This window comes from Peribacillus phoenicis (assembly GCF_047238085.1).
Classification (GTDB): Bacteria; Bacillota; Bacilli; order Bacillales; family DSM-1321; genus Peribacillus.
Genome location: NZ_JBDFMF010000006.1, coordinates 1 through 14799, shown reverse-complemented (window position 1 = coordinate 14799; position 14799 = coordinate 1). Strand labels below are relative to the sequence as shown.

General features: G+C 38.0%; 13 protein-coding genes and 4 pseudogenes. 5 read left to right on the top strand and 12 right to left on the bottom strand.

Annotated elements, in window-relative coordinates; translation table 11 throughout:
• Window positions 1–276: 276 nt before the first annotated feature.
• The 9 genes and pseudogenes from ABC374_RS28045 to ABC374_RS28005 all read right to left on the bottom strand — a co-directional run bounded on the left by ABC374_RS28045 (window position 277) and on the right by ABC374_RS28005 (window position 6672).
• Window positions 277–1804: pseudogene (locus ABC374_RS28045) on the bottom strand (multicopper oxidase family protein).
• Between the two features lie 298 nt (window positions 1805–2102).
• Window positions 2103–2678 (bottom strand): YitT family protein, encoded by a 576-nt coding sequence (locus ABC374_RS28040; RefSeq protein WP_413020615.1) that lies wholly within the window; start codon window positions 2676–2678, stop codon window positions 2103–2105.
• 260 nt (window positions 2679–2938) lie between these two features.
• Window positions 2939–3799 (bottom strand): DUF421 domain-containing protein, encoded by an 861-nt coding sequence (locus tag ABC374_RS28035; protein WP_063596910.1) that lies wholly within the window; start codon window positions 3797–3799, stop codon window positions 2939–2941.
• Between the two features lie 26 nt (window positions 3800–3825).
• A complete protein-coding gene (locus ABC374_RS28030; RefSeq protein WP_048883024.1) occupies window positions 3826–4032 on the bottom strand; it encodes a DUF1657 domain-containing protein in 207 nt (68 codons plus the stop codon).
• A gap of 12 nt (window positions 4033–4044) precedes the next feature.
• A complete protein-coding gene (spoVAE, locus tag ABC374_RS28025) occupies window positions 4045–4395 on the bottom strand; it encodes a stage V sporulation protein AE (protein WP_063596912.1) in 351 nt (116 codons plus the stop codon).
• Between the two features lie 2 nt (window positions 4396–4397).
• Window positions 4398–5414, bottom strand: a pseudogene (gene spoVAD, locus ABC374_RS28020) (stage V sporulation protein AD).
• A complete protein-coding gene (gene spoVAC / locus ABC374_RS28015; RefSeq protein WP_063596914.1) occupies window positions 5414–5893 on the bottom strand; it encodes a stage V sporulation protein AC in 480 nt (159 codons plus the stop codon). Before spoVAC ends, spoVAD begins: the two are co-directional and overlap by 1 nt.
• A gap of 51 nt (window positions 5894–5944) precedes the next feature.
• Window positions 5945–6388, bottom strand: a complete 444-nt coding sequence (locus ABC374_RS28010; protein WP_413020612.1) for a YhcN/YlaJ family sporulation lipoprotein — start codon at window positions 6386–6388, stop codon at window positions 5945–5947.
• 77 nt (window positions 6389–6465) lie between these two features.
• Window positions 6466–6672 (bottom strand): DUF1657 domain-containing protein, encoded by a 207-nt coding sequence (locus ABC374_RS28005; protein WP_048689175.1) that lies wholly within the window; start codon window positions 6670–6672, stop codon window positions 6466–6468.
• Window positions 6673–7468: 796 nt separating this feature from the next.
• On the opposite strand from ABC374_RS28005, the gene ABC374_RS28000 reads away from it, so the two are divergent.
• Complete coding sequence (locus ABC374_RS28000) at window positions 7469–7711, top strand: hypothetical protein (RefSeq protein WP_413020611.1); 243 nt, start codon at window positions 7469–7471, stop codon at window positions 7709–7711.
• Between the two features lie 504 nt (window positions 7712–8215).
• On the opposite strand, the gene ABC374_RS27995 is transcribed toward ABC374_RS28000, so the two are convergent.
• Complete coding sequence (locus ABC374_RS27995; protein WP_336867105.1) at window positions 8216–8530, bottom strand: hypothetical protein; 315 nt, start codon at window positions 8528–8530, stop codon at window positions 8216–8218.
• Window positions 8531–8712: 182 nt separating this feature from the next.
• Window positions 8713–9627: pseudogene (locus tag ABC374_RS27990) on the bottom strand (glycosyl hydrolase family 18 protein); the annotation flags it as partial.
• A 352-nt stretch (window positions 9628–9979) separates the two neighbouring features.
• Here ABC374_RS27990 and ABC374_RS27985 point away from each other — a divergent pair.
• Window positions 9980–11488 carry a phospholipase D-like domain-containing protein gene (locus ABC374_RS27985; RefSeq protein ID WP_413020609.1) on the top strand — a complete coding sequence of 503 codons (1509 nt, stop codon included), beginning with the start codon at window positions 9980–9982 and terminating at the stop codon, window positions 11486–11488.
• 187 nt (window positions 11489–11675) lie between these two features.
• Here the strand turns inward: ABC374_RS27985 and ABC374_RS27980 are convergent.
• Window positions 11676–11949: pseudogene (locus ABC374_RS27980) on the bottom strand (Tn3 family transposase); the annotation flags it as partial.
• A gap of 197 nt (window positions 11950–12146) precedes the next feature.
• Here ABC374_RS27980 and ABC374_RS27975 point away from each other — a divergent pair.
• The 3 genes from ABC374_RS27975 to ABC374_RS27965 form a co-directional block, all read left to right on the top strand.
• Window positions 12147–12425, top strand: coding sequence for a phospholipase D-like domain-containing protein (locus ABC374_RS27975; protein WP_063596899.1), 279 nt, complete (start codon window positions 12147–12149; stop codon window positions 12423–12425).
• 518 nt (window positions 12426–12943) lie between these two features.
• Window positions 12944–13174, top strand: coding sequence for a hypothetical protein (locus tag ABC374_RS27970; protein ID WP_048686165.1), 231 nt, complete (start codon window positions 12944–12946; stop codon window positions 13172–13174).
• A gap of 490 nt (window positions 13175–13664) precedes the next feature.
• Window positions 13665–14799 (top strand): spore germination protein (locus ABC374_RS27965; protein ID WP_413020617.1); only part of this gene is annotated, 1135 nt, incomplete at its 3' end.

Below are 14799 nucleotides of genomic sequence, written 5' to 3'. Positions count from 1 at the left end.
CCTTATTAATTTTTAAAAATAGGCTTACCAAGGTATTTTACTTCTCGCAAATCAGCGATTATCGAGAAGTAAAATTCACCTTTTTTATTTTGTCCTCAGGTCGGATGAAAACAAAGGTAAGGTAATAACCGAGGAAGAAATTTAGGGGTATGGAAGCTGTGAATACAGAAGGAGCTATTAGTGGCAGTAAAAGTAGAACAATACTTAAAGAAAATCAAAAAAAGTGAAATAAGATGTAGAAAAAACGTTTTCAAGGATTATCAATGATAAAGACTATTATCGGATAACAATATACGGTCTCATCATTTCATAATCCTCGTGTTCCAACATATGACAATGCCATACATACAATCCTGTATGGACCAAAGGTCATTATAATCCGAGTTACCTCGTTAGGATTAGCATTTACTGTATCCTTCCAGCCTCTTTCTTGTGGTACTGGAGGCATTAACGGGCCAGTGTACTGGATGACTCTCTCCTTTTTATATATTTCTACATTGAAAGCTCTTCGTTCTAATACTTGGAAATGGATTAAGTGAATATGAATCGGATGTGAATCATCAGTTAGGTTGATTAAATACCATACTTCGGTTGACCCCACTTTAGGATATTCTGTTATGGGAGCACCCCACCCTTTACCATCTAATAACATGATTTCACGCCCATATTTATCCGTTTTCTCATCTAATGTTAAGTGCCTTTCCTTTGAAGCTGATTGTTCGCTCATTTTTGGAAAAGGCTTCATATAAGACGGTATAACACTCGTATCAATACTTAAAAGAGGAAGTGTCACCCTAATTTCCATCACTGTATCTACCACATTTTCCGGTTCGCCGTCTGGAAAAGGAGCTGGGGCATCATTTTTCAGGATAATATTCTTTCCCTCAAGATTGGTAAAATCTATGATGACATCTGCTCTTTCGGCAGGTGCCAATATGATTTCTTTCATTCCTATCGGATATTCCATTAAACCTCCATCCGTTCCAATTTGATAAATGAGTTGACCCGAATCAAGCTTGAACCTATAGAAACGGCTGTTAGATCCGTTTAACAGTCTAAATCGATATTTACGTGGTTCCACGTTTAAAAAGGGCCATACTTTTCCATTCGCCAAGATAGTATCTCCAAAAAATTCAGGAACGATTGATGTTTCTAATTGCGGGACTGGTTTTTCTGGCTGCCTTGGGTAAAAAAGAGAGCCATCTTCATTAAATGATTTGTCTTGAATAATAAGAGGAATCTCATATTGACCACATGGTAAATTCAATAAACGTTCCCGGTGATCTCTTATAAGATAAAACCCTGCCAATCCCGCATATATATTGAGTCTCGTGATACCAAGTGTATGGTCATGATACCAGAGGGTACAAGCTTGCATGTTATTATCATATTGATATACTTTCTTTCTAAAATAAGGCCCCACTTGTTTGAACCCTCTTGTAAACCAAGCCTCCGGATAGCCATCGCTTTCGGGTTCAACGCTAGCCCCGTGTACATGTACTACAGTACGTACTTCCGGTACATCCAAATGGGCGCCATGTACCGTATAGTCTACCGGTAAAAGATGCTTTGCGGGGAGATTGTTGGTCCATTTTATGACTACTTTCTCTCCACTTTCCACCTCAATGGTAGGACCTGGATAGCTGCCTTCATACCCCCAAACCTTTGTATCATTTAACTCAATATGGAGGGATTGCTTAAATTCTGTCATATTCACTTTATAATAAGTATGAAATTGATCTTTCCGACGTGGTTTTAAGACTGGGGGAATGGGAAGTTCATTTACAAATTTAGAGAGAATCATTTTTACGCTCCTTTATAACCTGCTGATTTAAAGTACTTTATTTATAAAAGGTTATAAATATTACAAGCGCTATATGACAATAAGTTATTTATTAGTAAAATAGTAAAATGGTAAAGCAGTAGAGGGTGTAATGCAAATGCAATCATTCAATCTGAAGCTCTAAATGGTTCCTTTCCCTACCTTTGAATATACTTTTATGGACAAAATTACCAATTGGTTCCTAAAAATCCATTCTAGTTTACCCCTTGTCCTTTACTATGTATTTTATTTGCTCTATACCATACCATTTTTTCATTCCTTAGCTATTCGATGGCCTAGCCATAAAAGAAGTAATCATTCCGATCATACAAATAGTTAAGCAAGAAAAGAGGAAAGCTTTTAACTCTAATGTATTAAGCGCCGATGTTACAATTAGACCATCTATCATGAAAATAACTACCCCTATATTTACGGAAAAAGCTTTCGATATAAATTGAGCTAACAAGTCGGTTCCTCCGGTACTTGCTTCATATCGAAGCATGATCCCTACTCCAATTCCAATCAATCCCCCTCCTATTAACATACTCGGAAAAATAGAAAGAGAAAATTGGTTTCTTAAAGGCTCTAGCCAATCAATGAATATAGAAGCAACAATTAAACCGAGAAAGCTATTATAAAAAAATGTTCGTTCATGGATCCAGGCGAATATACACAGAGGGATACTTAAAAGGAACATAGCTAAACCTGTCGGAAATTCAAAGTAATAATGGATGATGAGGGCAATGCCTGTAATCCCTCCATCTAATAAATGATGGGGAACTAAAAAGCCGTTTATTCCGATACTCAATAATAGACTTCCTATAATAATAGCCGTGATTTTCTGAAAAATATACATCACCTTTTATCATGTGTTTATGGCTAATATATGTACAAGCATATGATTTCAGAATGAGGCTAAGATGTGTAATTAGTTGAAAGCAATCTTTTTAAAAAGGGGCGTGACAAGTTGAATTTCCCTTTTGTCTACATATACATATATAATCTCCTTTTACTGCATTACCTTTGACATCTTTTGGGTGAGTTTTAGGAGGCATTTAACTGCCTCCTATGTTTTTTAGAACGAATAAAATAACCCATGAACAACGGATCATACAATCAATTTTTTAAGATGTGGGTAACGTTATCAATCGCTTTTTGTAGTTTTTCACTGTTTTTTTCATATATCTGCTTGGCTTCTTTATTTTCTGTTCCTAGTGCAAATAATTCTAAGTCTGCTTGGCATTTTTTCAAAGTCGAAAGAAGTAGAGGCCTCTCTTGAGGAGATGGTACTTGCAATATATCATCAAAAAGGTCCACCGTTAGTTCTCCATAAGAATTTATTTGTCCAAGAAAGACATTTTCAATTGTGACCCCTAATTTTTCTAATTCAGTTTGTAACCAACCTCGACTTCGTCCAATCGTCGAAAGTGGTTCATCCAATATTTCACCATCCATTATGACAGTCTGAGGCTCCTTGACTGAAGCGACCGTCAAGTTTAAATCCTTTGCGGTTAAAGGCTGGTTCTCTTTCTTCAACATAACGGATAAATCTCCGGTTGCCTCTAATATCGCGAATTCTACATCAGACACCTGAAAGACATCTTTCTTTCGAAGTAATGCTAACAATTCATCCGTTGTGTATCTTTCCTTTTTCAAATTATCTTCCATGATTTTTCCATCTTTAATAAAAACAGTTCCTTTTCCTTCTATAAGGTCCCGAAACTTTTTACTTTTCTCAGAAATAAGTCCAACTATAAAAGGTAGTGCGGCAGTGGTTATAATTCCTATAATCCCCACTGTAATTTTTCGTTCAAGACCCGTAATAACTTCTGCCCCAATACTTCCTATGGTTATACCAGTAACATACTCAAAATAAGAAATTTGAGATAGTTGCTTTTTACCTAGCATTTTAGTTACTAAAAAAAGGATAATGAGAAACAACAAAGCCCGTACAAATACATCTAACCAATCAGGCACTATATAATACCTCCTATATACTTTATTTAAAACCCTTTATACTGGAATTCCTCCCTCTCCAACTCTCCAACCCTTTTTTTCAAATCTGTCACTACTTCGTTCACTACCATCATCGTTTCATGTAAGGTTTGTTTCGATTCGTTATCTTGTGTACGTAATGCTAAACTGGAAAGATTAGCTTCTACGCCTTTTAGGCTGGCAAGACATTGCTTTACTTCCGATCCGATGGTCATCTTACATCCCCCTTATCCCTTTGGTTTAAAAATCAAAGCTCCTAACATGCCGAAAATAATGGCAGCTGAAATGCCGGAACTTGTCACTTCGAACATCCCTGTAAGTACACCGACTAACCCGTGTTTTTCGGCTTCTTGCATGGCCCCGTGTACAAGTGAATTCCCAAAGCTTGTAATAGGAACGGTAGCTCCTGCCCCAGCAAAATCAATTAATGGTTCATATAAACCTACCCCATCTAAAATGGCACCTATCACTACAAGGGTACTTAACGTATGTCCCGGTGTAAGTTTAAACACATCAAACATAATTTGCCCAATGACACAAATCAAACCACCTATGACAAAAGCCCAAAAATAGATCATGTCTATTGTTCACCCCCGTATTCAATCGACACCGCATGGGCGATACAAGGAATCGTTTCATTTTGCTGAAAGGATAGGGGGGATAATAAGGCCCCTGTTGCAACGACTAACATTCTTTTAAATTCACCTTTTTTCATTCGGTTTAATAAATGACCATAGACGACTGTTGCTGAACACCCCGCGCCACTACCTCCTGCCAAAACCGGTTGCCCTTCCCGATAAATCATTAATCCGCAGTCTTGATACTGATCTTCACGAATAGGGGTTCCATGCTTTTTAAATAAATCAAGGGACACTTCATGTCCAATCTGACCGAGATCCCCGGTGACAATTAAATCGTAATAAGATGGATCAATGTTTCGTTCCTTTAAATGAGCTTCAATGGTATCAACCGCAGCTGGAGCCATAGCCCCTCCCATATTAAATGGATCCGTCAATCCCATATCGATAACACGTCCGATTGTGGCAGAAGTGACACATGGCCCTACCCCGGAATTACTTAGTAAGGCCGCACCAGCCCCTGTCACGGTCCATTGTGCAGTAGGTGGTTTTTGTCCACCATATTCCGTTGGATAACGAAACTGTTTTTCAACGGCTGTATCATGACTAGAAGCCCCTGTTAACAAATATTTGGCTCCGTTTGTATTGACAATATAGGCCCCTAAAGCTAATCCTTCCATGGAGGTAGAACAGGCACCAAACAACCCAAAATAAGGGGCTCCAATTGTTCGGCATCGCGAAACTGGTTGGGGTAATCTGGTTGATCAGGTCTCCTGCAAGGAGAAACTGAACCTGTTCCTTTTGAATCCCGCCCTTTTCCATTGCTTTTTGACAAGCTTCTTCAAAAAAGTATTTTATGAGCTTTTTCATAAGAATCCTGATCTAAGCCATAAATCTGCATGCAGAAGATCAAAATCTTTCGCGATAGCTCCATCTGCTTCAAACGGCCCTCCCACTGTACCTGTAGAAATAATCACGGGCTTTTGTTCGAAGACCCATGTACGATGACCTTCTAACATTACAAACCACCCCACTGTATAAGAATTGTTTTAAACAAGGCAATGACAAACGCAGAAAAGACGCCAAATAGAATCACCGATCCTGCAAGTTTAAACATATTACCGCCTACCCCTAATACCAACCCTTCGGTTCGATGTTCAATCGCTGCAGAAATGACGGCATTGCCGAAACCAGTAACCGGTACAGCCGTCCCGGCCCCTCCAAATTGAGCCATACGGTCATAGACTCCGAAACCTGTAAGAAGCATCGTAATAAAAACTAAAGTCCCTACGGTTGGATTTCCAGCTGTTTGGTCCGTAAAATCAAAATAATAAATATAAAAGGCAGAAATGAGCTGCCCGATCAGACAAATAAGGCCCCCTGTTAAAAATGCTTTTATGCAATTTTTAACTACTGGTCTCTGTGTTTCCCGGTGTTTTTGAATCCCTTGATATTCTTGTTGAACAGGTGTCAATTTTTTCTTTTGTTTATTCGACATGGTCCGACTCCTCTTTCTCCTTAGGTTTTTTCTTTCATCAGACTTTTAATTTTAATAAAATCCTTTTCTAATTCCTTCCGTATTGGTGTTATCCTTTTGGATTTTTTGTTCTAATTGATCAAGTTCCAAATACATTTTTGAATCGGTCGAAACCAAGACTTTATGATCCGGATAGTCTTTTTCCAAGTCTGATTTCACGTTCTTTTCGATTTTCTTTAATCGAAAACGCTCAAAGTTTTCGACTTTGATCGCTATCAATAGCTCTTTATCCGTATTCACAGCCTTCACATCCGAAATGTCTTCCTCCGTGATGACCTTCTTTTTTGCTTGATTCGCAACGGATTGATTGATTGGATTGCTTGTATGTACCTGAGAAATATTCAAATCCTCATGGTCCTCACCAGATTGATTTTGATTTCTATTACATCCTGAGCCTAATCCGATAACAGTTAGTAATAAAAGAAAAATGATTAATTTGTTTGTTTTTTCTTTCATGAAATCACCCCTTTGTTTTATCATTGAAGGTGTAAAAAGGTTGGTTGAAACTCAACCAACCTTTTCTTGCTTTTTTATTATTGTTGTTTGTATTGGGGTTCTTCTTGTTCGACTTGTTGAATACGTGGTTCAATGGTGTCTACAACGGATTGAGTTTGTTTAGCAGCATCTTGGTAAAGTTGCTTTGCTTGTTCGTTGTCTGTACCAAGTGAAAAGGTTTCGAAGCTAGCCTGTGCACTTTTCAAACCTGCAAGAGTGGTCTTAAGGTCATTGATTACTGTCATGAATAACGCCTCCTTGTTTTTAATAAATTACTTTTTTAGAATGGTGAAAACAGAACTTTATATACCTTCAAATTTTATCCATTTTAAATACCCAGAACTCATCATGAAAACAAGTTAATATCCTTTTTTCCTTGAAATGTAAAATAGCAACCGTATTATATCCCACGGTTGCTATTTTACATTGCTATAAACGATTCCAAACTCTTTTTAAATCCAATGGGACGAATACTTTATCCCCATGTATCTCCTTATGTATGATGGGTTGTGAAAAGCATGGATCTAAACTTAACCCTTCTGTTTTATGCCTAGCTGGATTTACGCCTAAAAAATTTTTGAAGTCTTGGGGTAATCTCATAACACTTCCTCCTTTTTTATAGAAAACAATCTTAATATATCCATCCAGAACATTTTTATTGTTATTTTTAACAATTGAATCATAGGAGATATTCCGCGACATAAAACTTTAGAATTTCAATTTAAATTATGACACTAACAGTGTGACGTTGTAGTTTTTCTAAATTAATTCGATTAACACCGAACCGATGTGATTTAAACCAGCCTTTGAGAAGGCGGTTAACAGGCCGGGTTTATTGAGTCGGAAACAAATAGAGCGCCAAATCTGAATGCCTTTCCTTAACCGGGTGACTCCTCATCCATTTTATTTCACTGTTTTACACTTTGTATAAAAAAAAGTGGAAAGGAGAAAGTAATATGGCAAGTAAAAAACCAATAGAGAGGACGATCACAATGAATCTAAGACTATTAACAGGTGTTTTTCTTTCTGCCATCGATGTTAATGGGATGTAATAATACAGATGGGGATAATGATCCAACTCCTCCTGATACAGAGGAACCAATTGAAGATCCTAAAGATGCAACAGATCCGGATAATACAGATGAAAATAAAGATGATGATGAAGCTGATTTAGTTCCTGATTCAGAAGATCCAGATGATGATGAAGCTGATTTAGTTCCTGATTCAGAAGATCCAATTGAAGACCCTAAAGATGCAACTGACCCAGATATTAAAGATGAATAATGATTTAAATAGGTAAACAGCAATAAGTTTTAATACCGTTTGTTTTCAAACGGTATTTTTATGCTTCAAATTGAACTTTATGATATATCTAAAAAGATTAACTTTTCCAATGGGAAAATCTTAATCCTTAGTATTTAGAGACTACCTCTTTATGGAGAGGATACAAATGAAAAAAACACTGATCATGGTCAGCGTTTTCAGTTTGACTTTTATTTTGATTGTTGAGATGGCCTGAAGAGAAATGAGTTTACCTTACTATTACTATGGTTTGCTTCGTCAATTTCTTTGCGGCTTGTTTAAAACGTCTTCACATTGTAGCTGATTCCCAGCAAATTGTTGAATGGCTTGATTAATTAGTTCCGTCATTATGCTCACAATAAACCCATGAAAAAGGATAAATTTTGTTCTCAAACATCTTCACACTGCCATATTTCTAGATTTTCATACAGTGAAAAATTGGACTTTTTCAGGGATCCAGACAAACAACTAAAAAGTAATGTCCTCCTAATAAATCATCCCTTCACATTCGTTAATTTCCCAAGATTCGACCGTTAAATAAGCGGTCTGTGGATCCATACCCTGACCAATTAAATAGGTCATTGCAGCAACTTCCTGCAATGCATGGACGTATGAAGTATCCTTTGCTTCTTCTAATCCATATTTTACAAAAGGGGCAATAATATTTAACACTTGTGATTTTAAATGAGGATATAATGTTTGTTTGATTTGTTGTTCTGCCCAAATCTCAGACTCAGGGTATTGCGGAAACTGACTGGAATATTGAGGTTGATAAAAGATATGTGATTGATAAGGAGGCACCTTTAACTCCCTTTCTTATATTGAGTATATTTAATTTTATCTTATGTTCCTTAGTTTTCCTAGGACTAGACATTTGCCCCTAAAAAATCATTAATCCTAAAACTCTCACTTTGTAGACCCCATGCCATGCCCAAAAGGCACTGAACTTCTAGGGCAGTCTCCTTTTACAGTTAAAAAACACCCTACAATTTCCGTACAATAAATGTATCCCCAAGTAGTTCCCAATTCTGGGGAAAAGGATAACCAAGTACCCAATAACTGAGACCCCTTGCCCTGTAACTCTTCACCAGGTCGAATTTAGCTTTAGCACTGCGTGCGTCCTCAAACCAAACTTCATGTGTGCGTCCCTGACTATCTTTGTATCTATAATACGGTGATTGGGCTGTCTCGTCGTATTTTATTTCTACATTATATTGGATGGCGCGTCTGATGGCTTCCTGCATGTCGAAAGTCTCTGCTTCCTGCCCCTCTTCATGAGGAACAAGCCAGTCACGTGCATAAATTTGAAAGCCTATAAAGATTTTGTTTGTTGGAATCACTGTAACTGCATAGTCAAGGACACGCTTGATTTGATTAATAGGAGAAATAGCCTGTGGCGGTCCCTTTCGGTAACCCCATTCATATGTCATCAGCACAACGAAGTCGAGCAGCCGTCCGTGAACTCGATAGTCATGTGCTTCAACTAATAATCCCTTTTGATTGGCGCTAGTTTTTGGGGCAAGAGAGGAGGACACAAAGTAGCCTTCAGGACGCAATCGATTCACTGCTCTTTGGAGAAAGCGATTGTAGAAATCGCGGTCCTCTTGTGCTACACTTTCAAAATCGATATTCAATCCACGGTACCCTTTATTTTTCATCGTCTTTATGACGTTGGTCAATAATTTTTCCACTAAACTTAAATCAGAAAGTATCGTATGTGCAAGTTGTGTTCCTGCTTCTGTGGCGGAAAAATTCGTTATGCACATCATGGGTATGACCCTAGTTGATTGTGCCGCTTGTATGGTCGGGTTGTCATCAATGACTTCTAAACTGCCATCTTGCCTCATTCTATAACCAAACGGACTTACGTAGGTCAAATCGTAGGCTACTTCACGTACCTAACTTATCGGGATTTTCAAGGCCATTGATCCTAACAATTAGGTTGGTGCTGACACCATATTGTTGGGAAACCCTCCATAAAGAATCCCCCCTATTCACCACATGGATTTTCACATGCAATGCCCCACTTTCCTTCATAATAGTCCATTCATTTTATTCCCTATATAGCCCTTATATGTTTCGTGGCGTTTACCATTCCAGAATTCTTAGTTTTTTCGCTCTTCTAGCTGATAATTATTGTTCCCCCAAGGTGAATCCTAAATGTTTATCTAAACAATTCCTTCGTATTCAAAGCGTATACTCGATAAACAGTTTGTACATGTTAAGAGAAAAACAAGGGAGGGATTTCAGTTGGAGTGGATTTTTTATCTATACCTGTTAAATACGTTCTTTATGTTATTCATAGCAATTTGGGAAGTTCGTAGGCCTGCCAAGGCTTTAAATTGGATAACAATCGGCCTTATTTTGCCTGTCCTTGGTTTCTTGCTATATCTCAGCACATCAAATCCCAAACGTATTCATCGGAAAAGATTAACCTCTTCTCATAATGAGTTTGACAAATTACCTGATACATATGGTGATTCTGCCTCGATAATCGCTGATGCTTTACGGCATTTCACCGTGCATGGGCTTCGAGTTGGCCAAGTCCAAGTACTTAACAATGGAATAGCAAAGTATGAACAACTAATCAAATCCCTACAAACAGCCCAAAAAACCATTGATCTGGAATATTACATCTACCGGAATGACCAAATTGGGAATCGAATCACAGAACTGCTAATTGATAAAGCAGAAAACGGAGTTCGGGTTCGTTTTGTGAGAGATGGTTGGGGAAGCAAAAAATTTCCGCGTAATGAGATCCTTCGGATGATGGATGCAGGGATTGAATGCCGGACAATATTCCCCTTACGCTTTCCCTGGATTCTGTCCAATTGGAATTATCGGGATCATTCTAAGATTGTCACAATCGATGGAAAGGAAGCTTTTACCGGTGGTATCAACGTGGGGTATGAATATACAGGATTAAAGCCTGAGATAGGTTACTGGCGGGATACTCATTTGCAAATCATAGGGGAAGCAACAGAAGATTTGCAGACGATTTTCGACGTTCATTGGAATATCGCTTTGCCGGAACAGATAAAGTCGAAAACAAAATCTAAGTTAACGAAAAAACCCACTAAATTTCCAACACATAAATCAAAGGAAGTCGATCGAACTGGCAGCGTAGATCTTTCCAGATGGTCAGCCGAATGGGGATCTGAATTGAGCATCGTAGAGGAAAAAGAGGTAAACAAATCAGGGACATTGCCAAAAGCGTACATTCATACGTTGGAAGGAAATCCTGGAGTTCCTACCCCGGTCATTCGGCAGGCTTACTTTATATGCATATCACAGGCGACCAAGACGATTGATATAACGACACCCTACTTTGTACCAGATACAGATATTATCATGGCATTAAAGACAGCTGTGGCTCGTGGTGTACGCGTAAGATTGCTGGTTCCTCGTCATATTGATCAAAAAATTGTGGGCTTTGCAAGCCGTACCTATTACGGGGAACTTATAGAAGCAGGAGTCCAAATTTACCAGTACGACAAAGGAATGTTACATGCGAAGCTGATGATCCTAGATGAGGAGATCGCAGAAGTAGGAGCAGCAAACTATGATATGAGAAGTTTTCGCCTGAATTATGAGGTGTGTCAAGTCGTGTACAGTGCTGATGTGGCAAGGGAACTCACAGAGCAGTTCGAGAGGGATCTTACTGATTCTGTACCATTAAGAATTGAAGACTTGTTGCAACGATCCCTGACCGAACGCATTGTTGAACAGGGTGCTCGCCTGCTTTCTCCATTATTATAAGTTGATGTATCTGTTTTTATTGTTCTATCTTAAATCTAGATTTAAAAAATTTCATTGTTTTAAAATATTTCTGTTTTATTTAAAAAAAGTCGAAAACCCATGTTAGAACCTTTTATCATGGGTTTTTTTCTTATTTACGATAGAAATTCATTACTAATAAACCGGTAATACTAAAAATACAGCTCAAAGTGTTTGCTTTAATGATCTGTTCATACTGTTGACGGATAAAATCCCAGTAAATCGATCTACTTAAAACTTCCTGTAAATGAGGATACTCCTCATTCATGCATGCCAGCTTCTGGATGATATAACTTTAGAGAACCAATATTTTTGAAGCGTGGCATCAATTTAAAACCAAGTAGATGGCAAAAAGCAAAAGCAACAACACTTTGTCCATGCGTATCGACATAATTTCGGTCTACTTCCATGTCCGTACAATGACGAAGAACCCCTTCCATCAAAGGATAGCAATCTGGGAAGTTCGTCCTTCCAAGGCTTTAAATTGGATAACAATCGGACTTATTTTGCCTATCATTGGTTTCTTGCTATATCTCAGCACATCAAATCCTAAGCAATTTCTTCGGTAAAAATTGACATCCTCTCATAATAACTGACAAATTACCTGATACATATAGTGATTCAGCCTCGGTAATCGTTGATGCTTTACGGCATTTCACCGCATGGGCTTCGAATCCGCCAAGTTCAAGTACTTAACAATGGAATAGCAAAGTATGAACAACTCATCGAATCCTTACAAACAGCCCAAAAAACATTGATTTGGAATAATACATCTATCGGAACGACCAAAATTGGTAATCGAATCACAGAACTGCTGGTCGAGAAAGCAGCAAACGGTGTTCGGGTTCGTTTTGTAAGAGATGGTTGGGGAAGCAAACCTAGTAATAAAATCCTTCCAGATGATGGTTGCAGGGATTGAATGCCGGACAATATTCCCTTTCCGCTTTCCCTGGATTCTGTCCAATTGGACTTATCGGGATCATTGTAAGATTGTAACGAGTGACGCCTAGATCCTTGCCCCTACGAGATTTGTTCATTTTACAATCTTCGTATATCTTTTACGAAATGGAGTATATTAACTACGAAGGGCGAAACGCTCAGGGGCAACCGAAACTCTTCATCTCCCTGACTCTCGTCCTTCATTTTTTTCCATTCTTTGTTGGTTATATGCATCGTACCATCCATTACGTATCCAAAAATTTGTCTTGTCATCAATGAGGTAATAACTCCAATATATATATAAAAATAATTCGATAAGAATTGGCCTTAGAAGTCAATTCCTCTTTTTCCTATTTGAGCACTTCTTTTCAGGGAGAATGTCCCATTACGAACTTCCATTGCAAGTGACCTAGTAAGACTAGGGCGGTGCTTGATGGGAGAAGATTAAACATACTAGGGAAAGGTATAATTCCCACGGACTATGGAGGGGACAATAGTATGAAAACATTAGCGAAAGTAGACGAAGAATATCAGGAAATTATTCTTTTAGTAAAAGAGCCTATGAGAAGCCATCTATTGATTGAGTTAATGACCGAAATGGAAAGGGAATACCATATCCCTATGATAAGTACTGAAGATTGGGAAATTAAAAATAAACCAGTTATTGCATTATATAGAAAGATCAGTTTAAGCATAAACTTAAATTCTCATATTTATTTCGATGGTTAAATAAAAGTCCTTTTTCGAGTGCCACTTCTAAGGGTGGTATTTTTTTGTTCAGTTGTAACTTTGTAATAATGTTCAATGAACAAATAAATCTTTTTATTTTTATAGTTCAGTTACCATAACACTTCTTAGAATAAGTAATTAATTAAAATCCTTTCGTAAAGTGTACTTTTACGAACATAGTTGATTTCCAACCCAGCCCATTTAGTTAGTTACAAAAAAGAACCCATTTCATTAAGAAATGGTTCTTCCTGGGCGGAAATATCTAAGGAGAAAGCTGGGGTAACATACCAGCATAATAATTCAGAAAAATAGGTGTTATCCCCATCGAAGAAAGCATTTAATTATTACTCACGACTTCTCGATTTGGATTTACTCCGTTTTGGTATAAATATACTCACATAAACAAAACTATAATATATGGTGTTTTTTATTGGGATGGGAAAGGATGACCATGATGAATCATTTGTGGCGGAAATCGTTGAAATCTAAAATGGCGAAAATAACTCCAACAGGGGGACAATTCAAGCAAGAACCAGATCCGCTATTTGATAACTTGACTAATAACGAAAACAAGTTCCGCTCTATATATAAAGATTGCTCTGATGTTATCTTTCGTCCTTTTTTCATAGGTGGAAAAGTTAAATCCATTCTACTTTACATTGAAGGTTTGTCAAACATTGAAGAAATAGATGACAACGTACTATCACCACTTATGCAGAACACAGAGGAGGAATTCTACAACGTTAATAATTTGATTGAAAAGAAAATATCGGTTTCCAATGTGAAGGAAATCAAAACATTTTCCGAGTGTATACAGGAAATCTCCTCAGGAAATCCAGTGATACTGGTAGATAAGAGGAACACGGGGTTTTCGTTAGGCCTCTCAAAATGGGAGAAACGTTCTGTTGAGGAACCATCAGCTGAAATGGTTGTCAGGGGACCACGTGAAGCATTTGTTGAAACCTTACGGGTAAACACTTCCTTACTTCGAAGAAAAATAAGAAGTCCTGAACTAAAATTGCAATGCATGGAAATAGGTCGTTACACCAAAACAAAGGTTGTTATCGCGTATATGGAAGGAATTGCAGATAGGACCTTAATAGAAGAAACCCAAAACCGGCTAAGCCGAATTGAAATTGACGGAATATTGGAAAGTGGAATGATACAGGAGCTTATTGAAGACAATCCAAAATCCCCTTTCCCACAGGTTTTAGCGACGGAACGCCCTGATGTAGTTACCTCAAACCTTCTTGAAGGACGTGTGGCCATCTTAGTAGATGGAACTCCTTTTTCTATCGTTGTGCCTTCGACCTTTTATTCTCTACTGCAATCAAGTGAGGATTATTATGAACGATTCTTGATTGGGACGGCTATTCGATGGCTTCGTTACCTTTTCCTTGTGATTTCACTGTTCCTCCCTTCCCTGTATGTGGCGTTAATCACCTTTCACCATGAGATGCTTCCGACGAACCTTTTGATTAGTATGGCTGCCTCGCGAGAGTATGTTCCATTTCCTGCTCTCGTTGAAGTTTTAATCATGGAAGTCATGTTTGAAGCGTTGCGTGAAGCAGGGTTACGACTTCCGAAACAAATCGGGGGTGCAGTAAGCATTGTCGGGGCTCTTG